The sequence below is a fragment of the Nonomuraea sp. NPDC049607 genome, assembly GCF_040675375.1.
In the GTDB taxonomy this organism is placed as follows: Bacteria; Actinomycetota; Actinomycetes; order Streptosporangiales; family Streptosporangiaceae; genus Nonomuraea.
In genome coordinates this window covers 55850-78310 of the sequence record NZ_JBFAOV010000037.1, presented here as the reverse complement: position 1 = coordinate 78310, position 22461 = coordinate 55850, and the positions used below count along the sequence as shown (strand labels likewise).

The 22461-nt window shown below is 71.6% G+C and carries 15 protein-coding genes; 4 read left to right on the top strand and 11 right to left on the bottom strand.

Features of this window, described 5'->3' with window-relative positions:
- The first annotated feature begins 140 nt into the window (after positions 1-140).
- Positions 141-3950, top strand: coding sequence for a S8 family serine peptidase (locus AB0J97_RS42790; protein WP_364100482.1), 3810 nt, complete (start codon positions 141-143; stop codon positions 3948-3950).
- A gap of 259 nt (positions 3951-4209) precedes the next feature.
- The gene (locus tag AB0J97_RS42785; RefSeq protein WP_364100479.1) at positions 4210-6888 is read left to right on the top strand and encodes an AAA family ATPase; all 2679 of its coding nucleotides are present in this window, start codon (positions 4210-4212) and stop codon (positions 6886-6888) included.
- Here AB0J97_RS42785 and AB0J97_RS42780 read toward each other — a convergent pair.
- Together AB0J97_RS42780 and AB0J97_RS42775 are read right to left on the bottom strand one after the other, a co-directional pair.
- Positions 6885-9284 carry an FtsX-like permease family protein gene (locus tag AB0J97_RS42780; protein WP_364100476.1) on the bottom strand — a complete coding sequence of 800 codons (2400 nt, stop codon included), beginning with the start codon at positions 9282-9284 and terminating at the stop codon, positions 6885-6887. The genes AB0J97_RS42785 and AB0J97_RS42780 overlap by 4 nt on opposite strands.
- Entirely contained in the window at positions 9278-10009 is a 732-nt protein-coding gene (locus tag AB0J97_RS42775; protein WP_352364994.1) for an ABC transporter ATP-binding protein, read from the bottom strand. Before AB0J97_RS42775 ends, AB0J97_RS42780 begins: the two co-directional genes overlap by 7 nt.
- A gap of 166 nt (positions 10010-10175) precedes the next feature.
- On the opposite strand from AB0J97_RS42775, the gene AB0J97_RS42770 reads away from it, so the two are divergent.
- Positions 10176-10793: a hypothetical protein gene (locus AB0J97_RS42770; RefSeq protein ID WP_364100472.1), complete on the top strand. Its 618-nt coding sequence runs from the start codon at positions 10176-10178 to the stop codon at positions 10791-10793.
- 154 nt (positions 10794-10947) lie between these two features.
- Here AB0J97_RS42770 and AB0J97_RS42765 read toward each other — a convergent pair whose 3' ends face one another.
- The 4 genes from AB0J97_RS42765 to AB0J97_RS42750 all read right to left on the bottom strand — a co-directional run bounded on the left by AB0J97_RS42765 (position 10948) and on the right by AB0J97_RS42750 (position 15294).
- Entirely contained in the window at positions 10948-11196 is a 249-nt protein-coding gene (locus tag AB0J97_RS42765) for a transposase (protein WP_364100469.1), read from the bottom strand.
- Between the two features lie 862 nt (positions 11197-12058).
- On the bottom strand, positions 12059-12643 hold the full coding sequence (locus AB0J97_RS42760; protein ID WP_364100466.1) for a TetR family transcriptional regulator: 585 nt from the start codon (positions 12641-12643) through the stop codon (positions 12059-12061).
- A 26-nt stretch (positions 12644-12669) separates the two neighbouring features.
- Complete coding sequence (locus tag AB0J97_RS42755; RefSeq protein WP_364100463.1) at positions 12670-14196, bottom strand: MFS transporter; 1527 nt, start codon at positions 14194-14196, stop codon at positions 12670-12672.
- A gap of 90 nt (positions 14197-14286) precedes the next feature.
- Positions 14287-15294 (bottom strand): hypothetical protein, encoded by a 1008-nt coding sequence (locus AB0J97_RS42750; protein ID WP_364100460.1) that lies wholly within the window; start codon positions 15292-15294, stop codon positions 14287-14289.
- Between the two features lie 78 nt (positions 15295-15372).
- Between AB0J97_RS42750 and AB0J97_RS42745 the strand changes: the two genes are divergently transcribed.
- Complete coding sequence (locus AB0J97_RS42745; protein ID WP_364100457.1) at positions 15373-15963, top strand: TetR/AcrR family transcriptional regulator; 591 nt, start codon at positions 15373-15375, stop codon at positions 15961-15963.
- Between the two features lie 13 nt (positions 15964-15976).
- On the opposite strand, the gene AB0J97_RS42740 is transcribed toward AB0J97_RS42745, so the two are convergent.
- The 5 genes from AB0J97_RS42740 to AB0J97_RS42720 all read right to left on the bottom strand — a co-directional run bounded on the left by AB0J97_RS42740 (position 15977) and on the right by AB0J97_RS42720 (position 22456).
- Positions 15977-16171 (bottom strand): hypothetical protein, encoded by a 195-nt coding sequence (locus AB0J97_RS42740; protein ID WP_364100454.1) that lies wholly within the window; start codon positions 16169-16171, stop codon positions 15977-15979.
- Between the two features lie 101 nt (positions 16172-16272).
- Positions 16273-18843 carry a C39 family peptidase gene (locus AB0J97_RS42735; RefSeq protein ID WP_364100451.1) on the bottom strand — a complete coding sequence of 857 codons (2571 nt, stop codon included), beginning with the start codon at positions 18841-18843 and terminating at the stop codon, positions 16273-16275.
- 181 nt (positions 18844-19024) lie between these two features.
- Positions 19025-20023, bottom strand: coding sequence for a helix-turn-helix domain-containing protein (locus AB0J97_RS42730; RefSeq protein WP_364100448.1), 999 nt, complete (start codon positions 20021-20023; stop codon positions 19025-19027).
- Positions 20024-20543: 520 nt separating this feature from the next.
- A complete protein-coding gene (locus tag AB0J97_RS42725) occupies positions 20544-21194 on the bottom strand; it encodes a response regulator transcription factor (protein WP_364100445.1) in 651 nt (216 codons plus the stop codon).
- Positions 21191-22456 carry a sensor histidine kinase gene (locus AB0J97_RS42720; RefSeq protein WP_364100442.1) on the bottom strand — a complete coding sequence of 422 codons (1266 nt, stop codon included), beginning with the start codon at positions 22454-22456 and terminating at the stop codon, positions 21191-21193. Before AB0J97_RS42720 ends, AB0J97_RS42725 begins: the two co-directional genes overlap by 4 nt.
- Between the last annotated feature and the right edge of the window lie 5 nt (positions 22457-22461).

The window sequence follows — 22461 nt, the reverse complement described above, 5'->3', positions numbered from 1 at the left end:
GAGCCCGATCCGAAGGACGAGCAGGACACACCCGAGCCCGAGGCCGAACCCGAGGCCGAACTCGAAGAGGGCTGGGTCGACGCATGAGGAGAGAGGCAGAACCCCCGATGCCAACCACCAGAAGGCGGCCGTGGCCGCGCGTGTTAGCGGGCGCGGCCGTAACGGCACTGGCCGCGGGCCTGCTCACCCCGGCGACGGCCCTCGCCGCGCCCGACGAGGGCGACACCGGCGTCGTCACGCTCCCCGGGGCCGCCGGCGGCGAATGGAAGCTCACCCTGATCACCGGCGACACCGTCCACCTCGCCAGGGACGGCGACGGACGCTACACCGCGACCCCCGAGGCCGTCCGCCGCCCCGACGGTCACACCCCGTTGTTCCGCAGCGAGGCCGGCCCGGAGGGGATCTTCGTGATCCCGGACGACGCCCAGCCCGCCCTCGACGCGGGCGTCCTGGACCTCAAGCTGTTCGACGTCCGCTACCTGGCCGAGAACGGCTACGGCGACGGCACGGCCGACCGCCTACCGCTGATCGTCCAGTACCAGGGCACCCAGAAGAGCACCGCCCGCGCCCTGCCCGACAGCACCACCACCCGGTCGCTGCCGAGCATCCACGGCGCCGCGCTCACGGTCGACAAGGCGAAGGCGGACGAGTTCTGGGCCACCCTGCGCGACTCGGCCAATGGCAGGACGAAGCTGGCCGGCGGCGTCGGCAAGGTCTGGCTGGACGCCAAGGTCAAGGCGGACCTGGCCGAGAGCGTGCCGCTGATCGGCGCCCCCGAGGCGTGGAAGGCCGGCTTCGACGGCTCCGGCACGACGGTCGCCGTGCTGGACACCGGCGTCGACGCCACCCACCCCGACCTGGCCGGCCGGATCGCCGACAGCCGCAGCTTCGTCGAGGGCCAGGAGGTGACCGACCACCACGGCCACGGCACCCACGTCGCCGCGACCGTGGGGGGCTCGGGCGCGGGCTCGGACGGCACGCGCAAGGGCGTCGCCCCCGGCGCCAGGCTCGTCATCGGCAAGGTGCTGGGCGACTCGGGCTCGGGCGACACCTCCGACATCATCGCCGGCATGGAGTGGGCCGCCACCGAGGAGAAGGCGAAGATCGTCTCGATGAGCCTCGGCGGCAACCCCACCGACGGCACCGACCCGCTGTCCCAGTCCGTCAACGACCTGAGCGCCTCGACGGGCACGCTGTTCGTGGTCGCCGCGGGCAACGACGGCCCCGGCAAGGAGACGATCGGCGCGCCCGGCGCCGCCGCGTCCGCGCTGACGGTCGCCGCCACCGACAAGTCGGACCGGCTCGCGAGCTTCTCCAGCCGCGGGCCGAGGGCCGTGGACGGCGCGCTCAAGCCGGACATCGCCGCCCCGGGCGTGGGCATCGTCGCCGCCCGCGCCGCCGGAACCTCGCTGGGCAGCCCGGCCGACGCCCTCTACACCAGCCTGAACGGCACCTCGATGGCGACCCCGCACGTCGCGGGCGCGGCCGCGCTGCTGGCCCAGGAACATCCGTCCTGGGACGGCCGGCGGCTCAAGGCGGCGCTGATGTCGACCGCCAAGGACGCCGGATACTCCGCCTACGAGCAGGGCGCCGGCCGCGTCGACGTGGCCAGGGCCGTCTCCCAGGCCGTCGTCTCCACCACGCCGAACCTGGACTACGGCGTCATCCCCGTAGACGTGAACGACACGGTGGACAAGACCGTCACCTACGCCAACGACGGCGCCGCCGAGGTGACGCTGACCCTCGCCGCCACCCTGGGCGAGGCCGAGGACGCGCTGACGTTCAGCGCCCCGTCGGTGACCGTCCCGGCGGGCGGCACCGCGTCCGTCACCGTCACCCTGCGCCCGGACGGCCTGCCCAAGGGCGGCTACACCGGCGCCGTGGTCGCCACAGGCCCGTCCGGTACGCACGTCACGACCCCGGTGGGGCTGCGCCGAGGGCCCAAGAAGGTGCCGCTGACCGTGCACCTCATCGACAGGTACGGCAACCCGCCCTCGCCGGTGGTGACCTGGGTGGACGCGAGCGCGGTCGACGTCCCCGACACCTACGGCGTCAGCTCGGCCGAGTTCGTCAGCGACGGCGTCTACCGCTACATGGTCGAGCCGGGCACCTACAGCGTCCAGGCCGGCATCCAGCACAACACGACCGACAGCGGGCCTCCTCCGGTCGCGCAGCTGTACGACCCCGAGGTGGTCGTGCCGGAGGAGGGCGCCGAGATCACCCTCGACGCCCGCGAAGCCGTGCTGCTGCGCGTCCAGACGCCCAAGCCGATCGACTGGCGGCACGCCAGAGGCACCATCTCCTTCGTGCGCACCGCCTGGGACGGCACTTCGCTGTCGTCCGGGAACATGGGCGCCCTCGGCATGAACGACTGGTACATCAGCCCCACCAAGAAGGTCACCAAGGGGAAGCTGCTGTTCTCGGTGCAGGCCACGGCCGCCAACCCGCAACTGGCCGTGCGCGCCGTGTCCCCGCGGAAGTACGCGATCGACGCCAGAACCTATGAGTACTTCGACCGTGGGCTGAGCTTCGACCTCGGCTGGGACATCCCGTTCCCGGCCGGCACCCGCCGCTACGACCTCGCGTACGTCGGCGGCGGCGCGAACCCGAAGGGCGACCTGCGCGGCAAGCTCGCGCTGATGACGATCGACCCCGATGACGCCTGCCTCATCGAACTCGAGCGTCTCCAGGCGCTGAAGGCCGCGGGCGCCGCAGGGGTCGTGCTCTTCGCCAACCGCGTGTACCCCGGCTGCTCGATCCCCGCCCCGCCCAGCGGGGACGAAAAGCCGGAACTGCCGGTGATTCAGATCTTCAAGGCCGTCGGTGACCAGCTCCGCGCCCAGCTCGCGGCCGGCCGGGTCACGCTGGAGATCACCAGCCAACCGATCATCGACTACACCTACCAGCTCCTGAAGTACGAGGACGGCAGGGTCCCCGACCCCGTCTACCGCTTCACCGACAGCGGCCTGCGGGCCGTGGACACCGCTTACCACACGCCGATGAGCCTCGACAACCAGATGGAGATCTGGCACAGCCGCAAGCCGCTGGAGCGGGTCACGTTCTCGACGGCCTTCCACTTCGCCGCCCCCTCCAGGCGGATCGAGTACTTCAGCCTGTCCGGCGCGGACACGCTGCGCGAGGGGACCGTCAGCGGCACCGACACGAAGACCTGGGGACTGGAGACGACGATCGAGAAGCCCGGCAGGGAGACCAGGCGCTGGGGCACCGGCCCGGCCACCCCGGGCGGCATGGTGATCCCGCAGGTCCCCGGCGTCGAGGAGAAGGTGTTGTGCGCGATGTGCCGGCGCGGCGACACGTTCCTGCCCGCCTACACCTTCGTGACCGGCGACGGGCGGCTGGCCATGACCGGCGGCAGCGTCAACACCAACGCGAAGCTGTTCAGGGACGGCAAGGAGATCCCGCGCGTCGCCGGCGCCGCGTTCCCGATGTTCACGCTGACCAAGGAGGAGGGCGTCTACCGGCTCGAACAGAGCGGCTCGGGCTCCGTCAACGCCTGGACCTTCCACTCCAGGGCCCGCGACGAGGACACCGTCCCGCCCACGACCGCCTGCCACCCGACCATGGGCTCGTCCGGTTCGTGCAACCCGCAGCCGCTGGTGTTCGTCGGCTACGACCTGCGTGACACCCAGGCCCTGGACACCTCCGTACGGGCCGGTGGCCGGCACACGTTCCAGATCGACGTGACCCATTCCCCGTCGGCCGAGCGGATGCCGGCCGTCGCGGGGCTGAAGCTGGCCTACAGCACCGACGATGGCCAGACCTGGAAGGACGCCAAGGTCCGCCGGGTGGCTACCGGCATCTACACCACCACACTCACCTACCCCGCCCTCGCGGATACGAAGGGCGCCGTAACCCTCAAGGCCGAAGCCTGGGACACCGAAGGCAACAAGGTCGAACAGACCACCACCCGCGCCTTCCCCCTGCGCTGACCCCTGGACCCGAATCCGTGCCCGCCACCCACCCAGGGCGGCGGGCACCTGCCTGACCGTCGCCGATACGGTTCGTTACTGTTCACGACAGAGAGTAGTCATACGCCGCAGGACATCGCATCTCGTACCGGAGCGGCGAGTGACGCGGGTGGAGGGTTGAGATGCCGGCGTCGGCTGGCCCTGCGGAACCCTCTCCACCCTGGCGATATGCGCATATACCGCGACAAGCTTCTCGGTCGTCGTCCGTTACAGTTTTTCCATGCTGCGGGGGCGGGATGACGATCAGCGTGCTGTCGACGAGGTACTTGAGGGCGCGCGGGCTGGGCGAAGCGGGGTTCTCGTCATCTATGGAGACCCGGGGATCGGTAAGACCGCGCTGCTCTCCTATGTGACGGGCCGGGCCGCCGACGCGCGGGTCCTGCGGTGCGCCGGGGTGGAGACCGAGGCCGAGTTGCCGTTCGCTGCCCTGCATCAGCTCCTGCGTCCCGCTCTGGCGCGGGTGGACTCCCTGCCCGAGCCGCAGGCGGCGGCCCTGCGCGGGGCGCTGGGTCTTGGCGCGGGCGGGGGTGAGGACCGCTTCGTGATCGGCCTGGCGACGCTCTCCCTGCTGTCGGAGCTCGCCGAGGAGGGCCCGCTGGTCTGCCTGGTGGACGACGCCCACTGGCTGGATCGGGCGTCCGCCGACGCGTTGCTGTTCGCGGCGAGGCGGCTGGACGCCGAGGGCATCGCGTTCATCTTCGCTTCGCGCGACGGCTTCCGCGCGCCCGGCCTGCCGGAACGGCGCCTGCGGCCGTTGGCCCCTGAGGCTGCCGCCGCGCTTCTGCGCGACTGCGACCCTGACCTGGCCGACGCGGTGAGGGCCAGGGTTCTCGCGGAGAGCGGCGGCAACCCGCTCGCGTTGATCGAGCTGCCCCGCACCGGGGACCGGCTCGCGCCCGCGCCTCTGCCGCGCCGCATCCAGGAAACCTACGGGGCCCGTATCGACGCGCTGCCGCGCCAGACGCGGCTGATGATCCTGGTCGCCGCGGTCGAGGGCACAGGGGACCTGGGTGTCGTCCTGCGCGGAGCCGAGTCGCTGGGCGTCGGACCGGAGGCGTTCGGCGCCGCCGAAGGTCTGGTCGCGGTCGATGGCGGCACGGTGACCTTCGCGCACCCGCTGATGCGGGCCGCCGCCCTCCACGTGGGCCTCCTGGACGAGCGCCTCGCCGTGCATCGCGCGCTGGCCGAGGTGCTGCATGACCAGGAGGACCGGCGGGCCTGGCATCTGGCCGCGGCGGCGCTCGGCCCCGACGAGCACGCCGCGGCCGCGCTGGAACGTACCGCGGAACGGGCCAGGGAACGGCAGGGGCACGCGGCCGCCGCCGCCGCGCTCGAACGGGCCGCGGAGCTGACCGCCGACCGCGTTCAGCTCGCCAGGCGGCTCACCGAGGCCGCCGTGGCCGCGGCGGACGCCGGTTCGCCCGAGCGGGCCCAGGAGCTGGCCGAACGCGCCGCTCCCCTGATCGACGCCCCTCGTCCCGCCGCTCGGCTGGCCGGGCTGCGCGCCAGGATCGCCTTCGAGCGCGGAGCCGTCCACACCGCGCACGACCAGCTCCTGGCGGGGGCCGTGCGCATCGCCGAACTGGACCCGGGCGCGGCCGGGCTCATGCTGGTGGACGCGGCACGCAACGCCTCGCAGCTCGGCGACCCCGCGCTGCTCGTAGAGGCGTCGAACCGGTTGCACGAGCTCCCTCTGGGCCCGGAGCACGGGCTGGACTCCGCCGTGGCGGCCGTCGCCGCCCGCGCGGAGTCGCTCATCGCGGGCCCGGCCAGGGCCCTGCCCGCCATGCGGCCGCTGGTGACCGACGCGCGCCGCATCGAACGCGGCTCGTACGGCCTGCGTCTCAACGCCGCGTTCGTCGCGGGGCTCGTCGGCGACTTCCCCGCGCAGCAGGAGATCTGCGCCGCCCTCGTCGAGGAGTGCCGCTCGCTGGGGACGACCGGGTGGTTGCCGATCGCGTACGCGACGCTGGCCTCCGCCGAGCTGCACCTGAACAGGTTTCGCAGCGCCATGTCCGATGCTGAGGAGGGGTTGCGGATCGCGCTGGACAGCGGCCAGCCCCACCGGACCGGCTATCTGGAGGGTGTCCTGGCCTGGCTGGCCGCCGTGCAGGGCGACGACGCGCGGTGTGCGGAGTTGGCCGTCCGGTGCCGGAATCAGTTCGCCCTGACCGGGATCGTGCACGGAATGGCCTGGGGTGAGTGGGCGCTGGCCATGCTCGACCTGAGCCGCGGCCGGCACGGGCTGGTGCTCGACCGGCTGGAGGAGGCTCAGGCCGGGCCGGTACGCCACCAGAACCAGGCCGTCTACTTCGCCGCCGACCAGGTGGAGGCCGCTGTGCGGGCCGGTGAGCCCGGACGGGCGGCGGAACCGCTGGCCCGGTTCGCCGAGTGGGCGGCCGCCGCCAGGATGGATTGGGCCGATGCCGTGCTGGCGCGCTGCAGGGCTCTGATGTCGGGGCAGGAGCAGCATTTCGTGACCGCCCTACGGCTGCACGGGCCGCGCGAACGTTTTATGGAGCGGGCCAGGACGGAGCTGCTCTACGGCGAGTGGCTGCGCCGCGAGCGCCGCAACAGGGATGCCCGCACGCACCTGCGGGCCGCGGTGGAGATCTTCCAGCGGCTGGGCGCGCAGCCGTGGGCCGAGCGGGCGGCCGGGGAGCTGCGCGCGGCCGGCGACAGCGGCGCAGTGTCCGTTCCCGCCGACAGGCGCGGCGACCTGTCACCCCAGGAGCTGCAGATCGTCCGGCTGGCCGTGACGGGGCTGACCAACAGGGAGATCGGTGCTCGCCTGTTCATCAGCCCCAAGACCGTCAGCTACCACCTCTATCGCGCCTTTCCCAAGCTGGGCGTCTCCTCCAGGGTGGAGCTGGCCCGACTCGACCTCGGCGAGAACTAGCGAGGGCGTCGCAGGGCGGGCACAATCGAGGCGAGTACGCCGAGGAACGCGCATCCTCCAGCCACAGCGGCGACCGAGGACCACGGCAGGCTGATCGAGACCGGCCCCGCGAGCTGCACCAGGGAAGCCCACAGTCCGGCGAGGCTGACCGCCGCCACACCCGCGGCCAGGACGACGCCGATGGCGACGACCAGCAGAGCCTCGCCCGCGGCGTAGCGCAGCACCTGGCCGTGGGTCGCGCCGAGCAGGCGCAGCGTGCCACGCTCGGCCTTGCGGCCGGAGGCCGCCATCAGCAGCGTGTTGACCAGCGCGATCGCAGCATAGGCCAGGATGATGCCGAGGACGACGAGCAGCCCGAGCCTGCTGGCCGAGCCACGCCGATCCCTGGTCTCCGCCACCCAGCTCGCCTTGGTGACGGCTCGCGCGTTGTGTCCGGAGACGGCGCGCTCCAATGCCGCCCGAACGGCGGCCGGTGACGTTCCCGGACGGAGCTTGAGGTAGGCGGCGGCCGTCGGCGCGGAGCGGGCCTGCGCTCGGGTGATGTAGGAATCGGCCGGTGCGTCGGCGCCGAGCAGTCCGACGACCTTGAGTGAGGCTTTGCTGCCGTCCGCGCGCCACACCCTCGCGGTCGCACCGAGCCTCATCTGCCAGGTCTCGGAGACGATGATGCCGTCATCGTCCAGATCGGCGAACGACCCCGCCGTCAGCGCCACATCCAGTACGGCGGGCAGCCGGGCCGGGTCGACGGCCTCGGCCGGGCGTTGGATGAGCACGGCGTCGCCTTCGAGGGTGTAGAGGCTGGTCGGCGCCGTGACCGCGACATCCACGCCGGGAAGTGCGCGCAGGCGTTCGACGAGCTTGCGGTCCAGTCCTGCGCCACCGGTGGGGAGAACCAGGTAGTCGGCGCGCACCGGAGCCGCCTGCGCCGCGGCCTTGGCGGTGTCGGTCATCGCGGCGCCGCCGAGCAGCGCGGCGGCCAGGCCGACGGCGATGAGCACGGGAGCGGCGACCGCGGCGGTCTGCCGGGCGGAGGCGACGGCGGCGGCGGGCACCAGGGTTCCGCCCGCGCCGCGCAGGTGGTCCATCGGGGCGGCCAGGAGCCGGGTGACCGGCCGCACCAGGGCGGGGGCGAGTATCCCCGCACCGGCGACCAGCAGCATCACGATCGGCATGAACGACTTGTTGTTCGTCGCTCCTGCCGGGTCGCCGATGGCGGTCACAGCCATGCTGACCAGCGCCGTCCCGACGACGGCCGCGCCCACCACCCAGCGGCCCCACGTCATCGCTCGCGGCTCGACGGCCACCTCGCGCATGGCCTCGGCCGGACGCACCCGCCCCGCCCGCCCGGCCGCGAGCGCCACCCCGGAAAGTGCGACCACCACGCCGGTCGTGAAGGCCACGACGGACGGCCAGGTGTCGGTGCTCGGCACCAGCCAGCTCGGTGCCATCCCCAGCCCGACCAGCCAGTCCAGGATCGGACCTGCCAGGAAGGGGCCGATGACGGCGCCGGTCGCCGCCGCGATCACAGCGACGATTCCGGCCTCGCCGTACAGCATCCTGCGTACCTGACCCGCGGTGGCGCCGACGGTGCGCAGCAGCGCGAACTCGCGCCGGCGCTGCACGACCGCGAAGGCGAACGTCGAGGACACCACGAAGATCGCGATGAATACGGCGAACCCTGCGGCGATGCCGACAATCGTGCCGGCGTTGTTCCTCGCCTGCTCGTCGCTGTCCCTGGTGGGGTCGAGGAGAGCTCGATCCTGCCCGGTCAGCACCCTGGCGGTGCTCCCGACCGCGGCGCGCACCTCCTGCGGCGGGAGCCACAGCGCCAGCGCGTCGATCCGCGACGAGAGCCTGGCCGCCTCCGCGTCGCTGAAGAACACGGTGCCCGGCGCGGTCGTCACCCCCACGACTGTGTACGGTTTCGCGCCCTGGGCCGTCACCACCCGCACCAGGTCGCCGACCCGGGCTCCCCCACTCACGACGATTTCCCGTGGCCCCGCCGGCGCGCCGCCTTCGACAAGCCGCTGGGGCGCGGTGCGTGAGGCGGACCAGGGACGCCCGACGGCGGCGGGGCCACCGGCGAGCTGCGCGGCGAAAACCCGGTCGGCGACCGCGTCGGGGAAGCGTCCGGCCAGGCTCGCCGGCAGTCCGCGCGGCTCGGCCAGCGGGGCGCTGGTCTCGCCCAGGTGGCCCTCGACTCTCAGCCGGTCGTCGGGCACCACCACCACGGGGGCCGAGGCATAGCGCTGCGGCCCCCTTTCCGGCGAGCCGACCGTGGTGGCAAGGACCTGCCCCATCGCGGCCATCAGCGCCGCGCCGAGCGCCAAGGCCAGGAACGTGCCGGCGAAGGACACCATGCGGGTACGCAGGGTGCTGAAGGCGATGGTCAGCATGCTTCCTCCAGCAGGAGCATCCGGGCGGCCACGACCTCGGCAGTGGGGTCGGGGAGCTCTCCGCAGATCCTGCCGTCGGCCAGGAACAGCACTCGGTCGGCGTACGCGGCGGCCACGGGGTCGTGGGTCACCATCACGATCGTCTGCGCGTGCAGGTCGACCAGGCCGCGCAGCAGGCGCAGCACGTCCCTGCTGGTGTTGGTGTCCAGGGCGCCGGTCGGCTCGTCCGCGAACAGCACGGCCGGCCTGGTCACCAGCGCCCGCGCGACGGCCACCCGCTGTTGCTGCCCGCCGGACAGTTCGGCGGGGCGGTGCCCCGCGCGGTCGGCGAGCCCGACCGCGTCCAGGCTGTGCCTGACCAACTCAGGGTCGGGACGACGGCCGGTCAGCCGCAGCGGCAACGCCACGTTCTGGGCGGCGGTGAGCGACGGCAGCAGGTTGAACGACTGGAAGACGAACCCGATCCGGTCGCGGCGCAGCAGGGTCAGCTTCCGCTCGCTCATCTTCGTCAGGTCCCTGCCGTCCACCATGACCTGGCCCGAGGTGGGTCTGTCCAGCCCGGCCGCGCACTGCAGCAAGGTCGACTTCCCTGAGCCGGACGGGCCCATCACGGCGGTGAAAGTGGCCTGGCGGAAGCCGACGCTCACGTCGTTGAGTGCGACGACACCGTGTGCGTAGTGTCTGCTCACCGACGTCAGCTCGACGGAGGTCTCAAGGCGTTCCATCAGTTTCACAGCGGTCCTGTCCGTTCCCATCAGCAGCGATATCTGTCACGAACGATAGAGAGGCCGGTCATCCCTCCGGTATCGGACAAGTGACTAGGAACTGCTCCGCCACGGACTAGACGGTCACCCGATTCCGGCCGCGCGCCGGCGTTCGTAGTGTTCCCTCATGACTTCCCCCTACCGCTTCGCCTTCCTCGCAGCACCGCTGCTCACCTTCACCTACGGCGTGATCCGGATCCTCGACGGCCTGGACGGCACCAGAGGGCCGGGCCCGGCATGGACCACCGGCCACCTGGCCTTCATCGCCGCAATGGCGATGTTCGTCTCCGTCTTCGTCCAGCTACGAAGACTGGCGGGCGGAAACCTGCTGTCCACTGTGATCATGTGGGTGGCCATCACCGGCGCTCTGGCACTGACGGGGCAGTTCACCGTCGACATCGTGGCGGGATTCGCGGCCGACGATCACTATGCCATGAGCATGATCACCAAAGAGGTCCACAGCATTCCCGTGATCTCGCTGGCCATCTACGACGTCGGCCCCTACCTGTTCTACCTCGGCCAGCTCGCGCTCATCATCCAGCTCGCCGTCATGCGCCGCGTCAAGGTGTGGACGCCGGTCCTGGTAATGACGGACCTGATGATGCCGTTCATCGACAAGGATCTGATCCCCCTCGGCGCCATCGTGCTGTTCATCTCCTTCGCACCCCTGGCCCGCCGTCCCCGAAACCGTGCCCTGCCGCCTTCGTCCCCGCTGCGTGATTCCCCCGGGTTCATCGCAGCTTGACCGTCCCCCCAGGCCGGTACGAACGCCGACCCGGCGACCAAGTACCCCGTCGCCGTGTCACCAGTGCATGGGACAAAGACAACCTCACCTGGGGCAACAAGCCGTCCTCCACAGACGCGGGCGCTCAGTGAGTGTTTGAGATCGGCGATCTTCGTTAGTCGCAGACGATTCTGGCTTGTCGCCGAGCGGGGCCCGTGCGGGTGAGACGGCGGGCCATACCGGCGATGGCAGCCCAGCGGATGATGGCCTCGGAGATCTTCGGGTCTCGTTCGTAGTCGCGGGCCGGACGGCGACAGGCGGTCAGCCAAGCCAGCGTCCTCTCTACCACCCAACGCCGTGCGATGACGCTGAATCCTCGCTGATCAGCGGGCTTGCGCAGCTCGCGCAGCAGGGCCTCGGTCACGCCGGCCTGCCTTCTCTGGACGGCCGCCGCTGTTGGGCTCGGGAAGCAGAGGCGTGATGAGGTCCCATTGGGCGTCGGTCAGGTCTGAGGGGTAGCGCTGCGCCCAAACACGCTCCAACTCTGTCGGGGGCTCCCCTATGCTCTGGCCACCGGCCGGGTTCGTCCCACCTGCGCAGCCGTGCGGCTCCTGGCGTTTACGGCATGAGAGCGGTGATTGCTGAACGCCTTGGCGAACCCGATGTCCTGACCCCCGCCGACCTTCCCGACCCGACGCCGGGCCCCGGCCAGATCCCCCTTGACGTCGAGGCCGCCGGTCCCAACTTCGCCGACGCCGAAACCTGCCGCTCCAACTGCCGTTCATCACCGGCGGCGAGGTCGTCGGCCGCGCCCCGGACGGTCGCCGCATGCTCGCCTTCGCCAGTGGCGCCTTCGCCACCAAGGCGCTGGTGCAGGACCCGGCCGAGATCCCCGAGGACCCCTCCGCGAGTGCCGCACTCGCCCTCCCGGTCCAGGGCCTGACCGCCTGGCACCTGCTGCGTACGGCCGCGCGGGTCAGCCCCGGCGAAACCGTCGTCGTCGACGCCGCCGCCGGAGGCGTCGGCACCTGGCGATCCAGCCGGTCAAGGAGTTCGACGCTGGACGGGTCATCGGCACCGCCTCCACCCCCGACAAGCGTGGCCTGGTCCTCCGGCTCGGCGCCGACGCCGCCCCCATCGGCCCCAGGATCCTGGGCGAGCGCAACATCGCCGTCGGCGGCTACTGGCTGGGCGCCCACCTGGACGCGGCGGCGGCCAGACTGGCCGACAGCGGCATCCACCCGTGTGACGAGGTCGCGATGAGGCATCTCTCCTCGGCCACCGGCTCAGTTGCGGACGGCTCGTTGCAGGACGGCTTGGATGTGATCCGGGTCGGCGGGAACGTTGTCGAGGAGGATCGCGGTGCACAGCCCGTCGGAGGCCGCGACGAGGGCGGCGATGGCCGCGGGGTCGTCGGTCAGCGTGGTGGCGAGTTCGGCGATGTTCTGCCGCCAGCGTCGTGCCACGGGTCGCAGTGCGGGGCGGCGGGCGGCCAGGGTCGCCAGCTCGCGTTCGGCCAGGGCGCGTTCACGTCCGGAGCCGGCGGACTCGGCGATGAGGTGGGCCAGGCCGCTGAGCTTGTCGCCGGGTTTGTCGATGATGTCGCGGATGCGGGCGGTGTAGGCGTCGGCGACCGTCGTGAGGGCGGCGACGAGCAGGTCGTCGAGGGTCGCGAAGTAGTAGGTGCTCAGGGACGTCGTGGTGCCGGCCTGCCTGGCGACCGTGCGGTGGGTGACGCCGGCCGCGCCGTCGCGGGTGACCACGGCAAGGGTGGCCTCGATGATCTCCGCGCGCCGTTTCTCGCCGCGCGCGCGGCGTCCGTCGACGTGCTCGCTGTCGCCGGCGGTGTCGTCCTTGCTGCTCCTCGGCACGACGCCCAGGATAGTCGGACCGTCGTTCAACCGTCGGTGTCACGGTTCTGCGTCTCCCCGAGCGCGGGCACGTGACGCAGCATCCAGAAGCACAGCGCCGTGGCGGCGGCGATGGCGACCCCCGCGACCAGGGAAGCGACATTGAGCCCGCTGGTGAAGGCCCGCTGCGCCGCCTCGACGGTCCCGGGCGGAAGGCTGCCGGTGATCGCCATGGTCGCGTTCAGGCTGTCGGTGAGGGCGCCGGAGCTCTCCGGCGTCAGACCTTCGGGCACTGTCACCTGGGTGCGGTAGACGGCGGTGGTGAGGCTGCCGAGCAGGGCGACGCCGATGGCGATGCCGAGCTCCTGGACCGTCTCGGAGATCGACGCCGCCGACCCGGACCGTGCTGCCGGCACCGCGCCCACCACCATGTCGGTGCCCAGGGCGGCGAGGGCGCCCAGCCCGAGATAGACGAACGTGAAGCCGGCCGCCACGGACACCTCGTCGTCGAGTCCCGCGGTGGCGAGCAGCGCGTAGCCGGCGAGGGACGCCCCGAGGGCGGCGCCCATGACCGAGCCGGGGCGGAAGCGCCGGGCGACCAGAGGAGCGCCGATGGCGGCGGCGACCATCGCCAGCGCCGGCGGCCCCATCCAGAGCCCCGCCTCGAAGGGTGTGAGCCCCTCGACGAGCTGGAGGTACTGCGTGACCAGGTACATCGAGCCCCCGACTCCGACCAGGCCGATGAGCAGCACGCCCAGGGCCACGACGAAGGCCCGGTTCCCGAACAGTGCCACGTCCAGCAGCGGATCGGGGAGGCGGCGTTGGCGGCGTACGAACACGATCGCGGCCAGAACGCCCGCCACGGCACAGACGAGGGCCGGGCCGCCGGAACCGTCGGAGGCGATGTGCTTGACGGCGTAGATGACCGGAAGGATCGCCGCCAGCGACAGGCACACGCTGACCGGGTCGAGCCTTCCGCTGGACGGGGCCGCGTACTCGGGGAGCAGGGCGCGGGCCCCGGCCAGGACGACGAGGGCGACGGGCACCGCCGCCAGGAACGGCGCTCCCCACCAGAAGGAGTCCACCAGGGCTCCGCCCACGATCGGCCCGGCGGCCATGCCGAGCGCGAACATCGTGGCCCACACCCCGATCGCGACCGCGCGCTGACGCGCGTCGGGGAACAGGTTCGAGATCAGCGACAGCGTGGAGGGCATGAGCGTCGCCCCGGCCACCCCCAGCAGGGCTCGCGCGAGGATCAGCAGCTCGGCCGTGGGGGCGAAGGCGGCGAACACCGAGACCGCGGCGAAGGCGATCATCCCGGCCTTCAGCAACCGGCGCCGCCCGATCCGGTCGCCCAGCGTGCCCATGGTGATGAGGAACCCGGCGACGAGGAACCCGTAGGCGTCCATGATCCACAGCAGTTGGGTGGCCGACGGTGACAGGTCGGCCGCCATGCTCGGTGCCACCAGGTACAGGACGGTCACGTCCAGCCCCAGCAGCACCGTCGGCATGGCCAGCAGTCCGAGGCCGGCCCACTGGCGCGTCCCTGCCCGCGTGAACTGTTGCCGCGTCATCACGTCCCCTTCACTCTCGTCATGTTGAACGCTAGTACAACTTGTACGAACGTTCAACATGATGGGTGCGGCGGGCTCGCGGAACCTGAGTCAGTGATCGCCGTGCGCGCCGGCGATGGTGGCACCGATCTCCGTCATCCGCTCGGCCGCGTAGCCGGGGTCGATCAGCGCCTCGGGGGTGTGGAGGCCGGGCGGCACGGGGGCGCCGCGCAGGCCGAGCAGCCGCTCGACGCCCAGGGCGATGCCGAGCGCCGTCAAGGGCCGCTGGCCCTCAGGGTGGAGGAGGTAGCGGGTCGTCCTGTGCGGTGCGCCCGCGCGGTCCACGCCTTCGAGGTCGATCCTGACCTCCGTGGACGCGGGCCCGCCGCGCCGCCTGCCCGACGACTCGCCGACCGCGAACGCGAAGCGCACGTTGGGCGCGCCCGTCGCGAGGGCCAGGCTCGGCACGTCGAGGATGGGGACGATCTGGCCGGGCAGCACGGTGCCGTCGACGCCGGTGACCTCCACCTCCGCGTCGGGGCCGACGACCCAGTGGAAGACGCCGTCGCGGCGGAGGTGTCCCGCCGAGGTGGCGGCCAGCAGGCGTGCCATGTCGGCCGTGGCCGCGGGGCCGCCGCTGTCCTGTTCGTCCAGCACGCCGCCGATCTCGATGGTGTCGAGCCGGTCGAACTCCCCGGCGAGGCCGAGCACCGCGAGGACGACGAGGCCCGCGTACCAGTGGCTGGCCAGCAGGATCGGTGACGCGCCGGCGCGCAGGCCGGCGGCGACGATCTCGGGTCCGATGTCGACCAGGCCGCTGGAGATGCTGACGTACGGCAGGCCGCGGTCCTGTGCGTAACGCAGCCCGTTCAGGTGGCTGTCCCACACGGTCGCCACGACCGCCGAGTAGCCGTCGCTCCCCTTCAGGCCGAGGTCGCCTCTGCGCAGGTCGATGGTCGCGGCCGTCGCGCGGCCGAGTTCGTCGGCGACCCGCCGGGCGCGGCCGAGGTCGCGGCCCGCGATGGTCAGTGGCAGCTCCGGGTGCCAGCGGCGCAGGAGAGCCGCGGTCCCCGCGCCCGCCTGGCCGGATCCGCCCATGATCAGTACGGAGTGCTCCATGGTGATGCCCTCTCCTTAACCTACATTCTGTAAGTTACATTTTGTAGCTTAAGATGGGAGGCGACGCAAGGGAGGACGATGACCACCGGATCGACACGCCTGTCCAGGCCGGCCAGACGGGAGCAGCTGCTCGACACCGCCATGGCGATCGTGCGCGCCCACGGCACCGACGGCCTCACGCTGCTCAGCCTGGCCGAGGCCGCCGGGGTCAGCAGGCCGGTCGTCTACGACCACTTCGGCACCCGTCCCGGCCTGCTGATCGCGCTCTACCGGCGGCTCGACGAGCGGCACCGGGCCGCCGCGGAGCAGGCCCTGCGTGCCGCGCCGGCCGTCCCCCGCGAGATCGCCCGCGTCCTGAGCGCCGCCTACTTCGCCTGCGCCACCGACATGCCCGAGTGGACCGCCATCTCGGCCGCGCTCAAGGGAAACCAGGAGATGGAGGCGATCGAGCGCGACCTGCTCGACGGCTACACGGAGCTGATGGCCACCGCCCTGCGGCCGTACTCCGGGCTCACGCGGGAAGCCCTCCGGCTGCGCTGCGTCGGCGTGCTGGGCGCGGCCGAAGCGATCGCCGCGGAGCTGAACCGGGGACGTGCCACCGCCACCACGGCCATCGCGGCGCTGACCGACCTGACCGTCGGCAGCATCGACGCCGCAGCTCAGACCTGACGCTGTCGCGGGGTCAGCACGTGACCGTGAGCGTGGGACCGGTCAGCACGGTGGTGCCGCTGGTGACCACGCGGAAGGTGTTCTTCTTCATGCTCTTGCACGTCGCCCGGACGTGGAAGGCCCCCGTCTGGTCGCTGCGCAGCGTCCGGCCCGCCAGCCGCTGCCAGTGCGGGATACCGAGGATCTTCGTCTTCTTCTGCAGCGCCATCCACCACGAGCCGTTCCTGCTGCCCTCAGGTGCCGCTCTCCGTGCCGGAGCGCGCCGGGAGATGACGATCCCTGCGCGCTCCAGAGGCTGCGGGCGTCAGGTCACGGGTTGGCCTTCGGGGTGATCAGGTGCAGCAGGCCCGGCGTCATGGCGTTGCGCATGGCGTAGACCATCTGGTCGATCGTCATGTAGTGGTGCTTGGCCTCCTGCGGGTCCCACACCCGGAACCGGTACGTCTGGCCGCCGCCGCTCGTCGGCTGGGTGGAGAAGCCGTGGATGACCACGTAGTGCCGCAGCAGGCCGTTGTTGACATCGACCCAGGGCAGGTAGTCGGACTTGGCGAGCAGGATGGACGGCTGGCCCTTGGTCGTCAGCGACCACCACACCGCGCTGAAGGTGTTGGCGATGGCCACCGCGTTGTCCTCGTCGGTGTTGCGCAGGTAGTTCTGGTTGTAGGTGTAGCCGACGATCGTGTTGCCGTAGTGGGCCATGTTGGTGGGCAGGGTGCCGAGCTGGCTGGTACCGACCTCGTCGGCGATCTCCCGCTGGGAGGGCACGGGATCGGCGCCGGTGGTGGACAGCACCGCCTGCATCGCCGTCGGCCCGCAGAAGGTGTTGTTCTCCTGGGCCGTGCCGCGGAAGCGCAGGTCGCCGACGTTGCGGTTCTGGGTGTCGCCGTTGAAGGCGTAGGCGACGCTCAGCTCCACCGTTCCGATGAACTGAGGACGCCAGGCCGTGGCGCAGGACCGTACCGAGTCCAGCAGGGCCGATTCGCAGCGCACCTCCACGCTGGAGCCCGATCCCGGTAGGTCGGACAATCGCAGGTTCAGGTGCGTGCGGGTGACGGTCGGCCTGGCCGGGAAGACGTAGGCGACGCCGCGCACCTCCTCCCAGCCGCGCTCCTTGCGGAACTCCAGGCAGGTCATGTTCCAGCCGCCGCCGGGCACGGTGTCGAGCCTGGTGGTGCAGTTCTCCTTGTCCGGCTCGTCGTAGCCGGGGTCGCCGGACCGCTCCCAGACCGTGGAGGAGTCGGCCAGCGGCGAGACCACCGCGTAGATCGGCGAGCCGTGCCCGCCGGGGTGGGCGCCGTACGGGGAGAAGGAGGTGACCTTCGTGACCGCGTTGCCGTAGTTGCCCTCGATGGTGGTGATCAGTCCGTTGCCGTCCACCTCCACCACCACGCCGACATGGGTGCTGTTGCCCGCGCTCGTGCCGTACAGCACCAGGTCGCCCGGTCGGATGTCGCTGAGCGAGCGCAACGTGCCGCGGCTCTTGCCCCACCAGTAGAAGTCGCCGCTGTAGGGCAGGAACACGTCGATGCCGGCGTGCCGCCACGTCCAGCTCGCGAACATGCTGCACCAGGCCCAGCCGCACTTGACCGAGCCGCCCGAGCCGTAGGGGTTGCAGTTGTCGCCCCACTCGGCGACGCCGAGCTGGCTGTAGGCGGCCCGCACGATCTGGTCGCGCACGTTGCCGCGGTCGACGGTGCCGCTGCCCGGAGGCATCGGCGTGCCGGGGTTTCCGGTGCCGCCACCGCCCCCCGCGGGCTTGGGGTCGTTGTCGCAGCGCGGCAGGATGATGTCGGACGAGCCGGTCTTGACGTAGTAGTCGGCCACCCACAGCCCGTCGAGGGTTTTGTCCCAGACGGCCGAGCCGCCGTAGTTGAACTCACCGTAGGCCTGGCAGACGATCGCGATGTAGCTGTTGCCGGCGTACCTGTCCTCCTCGCGGGCCGAGCTCAGGCTCTTGCCGTGGTAGCCGTTGAGCGTGGTGCGCACCAGGTAGCGGTTCCCGCCGCCGCCCGAGGGGCCGTCGTTGTCGCAGCGGTTCATGACGATGTCGGTGGAGCCGGTGCGCACGTAGTAGTCGGCCACCCAGAGCCCGTCGACGGTCTTGTCCCAGACGGTTGAGCCGCCGTAGTTCGTCTCGCCGTAGGCCTGGCAGACGATGGTGATGTAGCTCTCCTCGGAGTACTTGTCCTCCTCGCGGGCCGAGCCCAGGCTCTTGCCGTGGTAGCCGTTGAGCGTCGTGCGGATCGGGAACTGGCGGCCGCCGCCCGGCTGCGTGCCGCCGCCGCCCGGGATGCCGAGCGAGGAGCAGGAGGGCATGCCCGGGATCCAGCCGGTGGTGCCGGTGCTGATGTGGACGTCGGGCACCCACAGACCCTGGGAGGTGTAGTCCCACAGCGTGCTGCCGTTGACGGCGCCGCCGTAGTCCTGGCACTTGATGAGGATCTGGCTGTCACGCATGTAGGCGTCGATCCGTACCCGGTCGTCGGGGTTGGCGCTGCCCCTGCCGTCCAGGTCGACCTTGACCCGGTACGGTCCGTGCAGCGAGCCCTTGTTCGCGTAGCCGTCGATCCCGATCGACAGGCAGCGGGGGACGTCGGGCAGGAAGCCGTCGATCCCGGTGCGCACGTAGGTGTCGGGCACCCACACCTTCTTGGTGGTGTAGTCCCAGACGGCGCTCCCGCCGACCGCCGGACCGGTGTCCTGGCAGACGATGATGACGTCGGCGTCGGCGAGGTAGGCGTCGGTGCTGACGCGGTCGTCCGGGTCCATGCTGCCCCGGCCGTCGATGTCGACCTTCGCCTTGTACGGCCCCGCGTCCGCCACCGCCGTGGTGACGCTGACCAGCGACAACGGCCAGATGACCGACAAGGCGAGCACCATCGTCACTAACTTGCGAAGAACGTGTCCCATACGCGCGGAACTCCCTGGGTGGCGAGGAACGATGCACGATCACGGGGCATGCTGATCATCGTCGCCGTGGCGGCCGACCTCGCTCATCGCCCACACCCCGACAGCTTGCTACGGCGGCGCGCCGCGGTCGTTAGCGTGAGACGCAGACTTTCTACGCACCAGGCGCACCCCGCGGTTCCCGCAGCGCCGTCACGCTGTGGCGGTAGTGCCTGGGCGACATCCCGTACGCCGCGCGGAAGGACCGGCTGAAGTCGGCGGCCCGCGGGAACCCCCAGCGGGCCGCGACGGCCTGGATCGACAACGTGTGCAGCCGCGGATCGGCCAGGTCGGCGCGGCAATGTTCGAGGCGCCGCCGCCTGATCCAGTCGGTCAGTGTGGTGCCCTGACGCTGGAAGAGCACCTGCAGGTGACGCACGGAGATGTGGTGACGGGCCGCGACGACCCCAGGCCCCAGTTGGGCGTCACCCAGATGGTGCTCGACGAACGCGCAGATCTGCGCCATGAGGCTCCGGTCCCGGGTCTCGGGCGCCAGCCGGTACTGGGCGTTCAGCCGGTGGGCCAGGAAGGCGTGGGCCAGGTCCAGGGTGGTCGCGCCCAGCCGGGTCGCGTCCTGAGGAGACATGGCGGGAACCTCGCGCACCAGGGCCCTGAGGTAGGTGGCGAGCACCGCGCTCAGCCCCCCGGTGGCGGGCATCCTGCGCGACAGCAGGCCGTCGACCTGCCGTTCGGGCAGCGGCAGCCCGGCGCGCGGCAGGTGCATCATGATGGCCTGCGCCTGGTGCGGCCCGTCGAAGGCACCGCCGTCGTAGGGACGCGAGGTCTGCCACATCACCAGGTCACCGGCGGTCATCCGGGTGTCGTCCCGGTTCTGGCAGATCCACATCTCGCCGCCCACGATCAGCGTCAGCTCGTACGCCTCGGGGTCGGAGCGGCGGATCAGCGCCGGGGTCCGCACCGACGTGAGCGCCGGGAAGGAGGTGGTGGTGAGCTGGACGACGCCCAGGTCGATGACTCCGGCGGTGGCACGGAAGTCGGCCATGTGGTCGCTCGTGATGCGGGTGGGCCCCACATCCCGGCTGATCATGTCGCACCACCAACCGAAGCGTTCCTCGGCCGGCAGGTCCGTGCTCTTCAGGACGACGAAGCTCATCTGCGCAACCTCCACTACTGGACGACCGCCGGCTCCCATGATCGACCAGCGGCGAAGAGCCGGCAGCCTCTGACCGGAGGGCGATGCCGGGCGGGGACTTGAGCAGCGGCGCGACGCCGGCGGACCCACGCCTGAAACCGTGCTCGTCTACCCGATCAGCCGACAGGCCAGACATGGCATCGGCATGAGCCCGCCGGGACATGGCTCTTGGGAACCCTTGATCGGAACCACTCGCGCAGCCGTGCTCCACGCTGTCGGCTCCGGCGCCACCACCACCTCACCTCGCTGGGTGCCGACCTTCACCAGCAAGCCGCACTCCCCAAGATGCCGACCGGGCCCTGGCACGTTTGGGCGAAGTCGCTCGCGCCGCAGCCTCCCAGGGCGCTGGACAGAAGGAACTGCGAGCTTCGGAGCGACGTTGACGGCCCTGGCAGTCTCCCCCGGACCTTCGCCCCGGAGCCGTCCACCCCGGGACGGAACTCGCCGATCGGGCTCGCCGGAGCGGGCCGGACGGCGAGGGCTACGGGCGCTCGGGCGTACCCAGCAGGCCGCGGTTGTACGCCTCCGCAACCGCCGACGCGCGGTCGTTGACGTCGAGTTTCGCGTAGATGTTCAGCAGGTGCGTCTTGACCGTGGCCTCGGTGATGAACAGCCGGGCGGCCGCCTTGCGGTTGCTGTGGCTGGCCGCGACCAGCCGTAACACCTCCAGCTCGCGCTGGCTCAACGGCCCGGTCGAAGGCGCCGGGGTGCGGAGCCGGCTCATCAGGCGGGCGGCCACCGACGGCGAGAGCGCGGCCTCGCCGCGCGCGGCCGAGCGTACGGCACGGACGAGTTCCTCGCGCGGCGCGTCCTTGAGCAGGTAGCCGGTGGCGCCCGCCTCGATCGCGGGCAGCACGTGGCTGTCGGTGTCGTACGTCGTCAGCACCAGCACCCGGGCCGGCACACCGCGCCTGGCCAGCTCACCGATCGCGGTGACGCCGTCCATACCCGGCATCCGCAGGTCCATCAGGATCACGTCCGGCGCGAGGGCCTCGGCCAGCCGGACCGCCTCGGCCCCGTCCGACGCCTCCCCCACCACGGTGAACTCCGGATCGCGGGCGAACATGCTGCTCAGCCCGTCACGCACGACCGGGTGGTCGTCGACGACGAGCAGCTTGATCGCGTCACTCATGTGCCTGCCTCCGGCGTGTGCGCGGGCAGGCAGGCCGAGATCCCGGTCCCGCCGCCCAGCTCCGATTCGATTCGCAAAGCGCCCGACAGCGCCTCGATCCGCTGCCGCATCGCCACCAGCCCGAAGCCCCCGTCGTGACCGGCGCGCGCGTCCAGGTCGAAGCCGGGGCCGTCGTCGCGGACGTCGAGCACCGCCTGCCGATCGGTGTAGGAGAGGGTGAGGCCGACGCGGGTGGCGGTGGGCGCGTGCTTGGCGACGTTGGCCAGCGCCTCCTGGGCGACCCGTAACAGGGCGACCTCGGCCTGCGGGGGCATCGTCCGGGTCTCGCCGGTGACGGCCACCTGGACCGGAAGGCCGTGGCGCGCCGACCACTTGGCCGCCACCTCGGTGACGGCGTCGGCCAGCCGGCCGGACTCCAGGGGTTCGGGACGCAGCTCGTTCACCGAGCGCCGCGCCTCGGTGAGGCTCTCCCTGGCCAGCGCGGTCGCCGCCGCGTGGTGCCGCCGCCACGCGGCCGGGTCGTCGGCCGCCTGCTCGGCCGCCTGCAACTGCGTGACGATGCCGGTCAGGCCCTGGGCCAGGATGTCGTGGATCTCCCGCGCCATCCGGGCCCGCTCGTCCAGGACGCCGGTCTCATGAGCCTGCTCGACCAGCCGTTCCTGGAGTGCCGCGTTCTCGGCCAGGGCCGCGGCCAGCCGGGCGTTGGCCTCCCTGCTCTCGCGCAGCGCCGTCTCCCGTGCCGCGTAGTAGCGTGCGCCGACCTCGCTGAGCCAGGCCATCAGGCACATCGGCACGACGTTGACGGTCAGGACCCCCAGGTACTCCAGCAGGCCCGTCCAGGTGCCGAAGTCCAGGCCGGCCGACTGCGCCGTGCCCGCCACCACCGCGACGCCCGCGATGAAGTACAGCTCACGCGGCCAGCCGATGATCCGGAAGGCGTAGAAGTACAGCGCGGGCGTGTAGACGCCGAACCACGGATCGCGTACGACCATGACCAGCCCGAACAGGATCAGGCCCGCGATGAACACGCTCATCACGCCGACTCGCCCGCGCCACTGCGGGTGCAGCGTGAAGAGCACGAGCTTCCACACCGCGGCTGCCGCGCAGAGCGCGAGGTCGAGGGCGAGCGAGCCCGGCTGGTCGTGCTTGACGACGATCGTCAGGGCGGCCATGACGGCCAGCAGCACGTACGGGATCACGGTGATCATGGGAAGGAGCCGTCGCTCCCAGCCCGCCGGCGCGGCCATCCGCCAATTGTCCATCGCTC

What these genes read in the sequence shown, in the direction of transcription:
- AB0J97_RS42785 (WP_364100479.1), top strand. Translation starts at nt 4,210, where the DNA reads ATGCTGCGGGGGCGGGATGACGATCAGCGTGCTGTCGACGAGGTACTT.
- AB0J97_RS42780 (WP_364100476.1), bottom strand. Translation starts at nt 9,284, where the DNA reads ATGCTGACCATCGCCTTCAGCACCCTGCGTACCCGCATGGTGTCCTTC.
- AB0J97_RS42775 (WP_352364994.1), bottom strand. Translation starts at nt 10,009, where the DNA reads ATGGAACGCCTTGAGACCTCCGTCGAGCTGACGTCGGTGAGCAGACAC.
- AB0J97_RS42770 (WP_364100472.1), top strand. Translation starts at nt 10,176, where the DNA reads ATGACTTCCCCCTACCGCTTCGCCTTCCTCGCAGCACCGCTGCTCACC.
- AB0J97_RS42755 (WP_364100463.1), bottom strand. Translation starts at nt 14,196, where the DNA reads ATGACGCGGCAACAGTTCACGCGGGCAGGGACGCGCCAGTGGGCCGGC.
- AB0J97_RS42750 (WP_364100460.1), bottom strand. Translation starts at nt 15,294, where the DNA reads ATGGAGCACTCCGTACTGATCATGGGCGGATCCGGCCAGGCGGGCGCG.
- AB0J97_RS42745 (WP_364100457.1), top strand. Translation starts at nt 15,373, where the DNA reads ATGACCACCGGATCGACACGCCTGTCCAGGCCGGCCAGACGGGAGCAG.
- AB0J97_RS42740 (WP_364100454.1), bottom strand. Translation starts at nt 16,171, where the DNA reads ATGGCGCTGCAGAAGAAGACGAAGATCCTCGGTATCCCGCACTGGCAG.
- AB0J97_RS42735 (WP_364100451.1), bottom strand. Translation starts at nt 18,843, where the DNA reads ATGGTGCTCGCCTTGTCGGTCATCTGGCCGTTGTCGCTGGTCAGCGTC.
- AB0J97_RS42730 (WP_364100448.1), bottom strand. Translation starts at nt 20,023, where the DNA reads ATGAGCTTCGTCGTCCTGAAGAGCACGGACCTGCCGGCCGAGGAACGC.
- AB0J97_RS42725 (WP_364100445.1), bottom strand. Translation starts at nt 21,194, where the DNA reads ATGAGTGACGCGATCAAGCTGCTCGTCGTCGACGACCACCCGGTCGTG.
- AB0J97_RS42720 (WP_364100442.1), bottom strand. Translation starts at nt 22,456, where the DNA reads ATGGACAATTGGCGGATGGCCGCGCCGGCGGGCTGGGAGCGACGGCTC.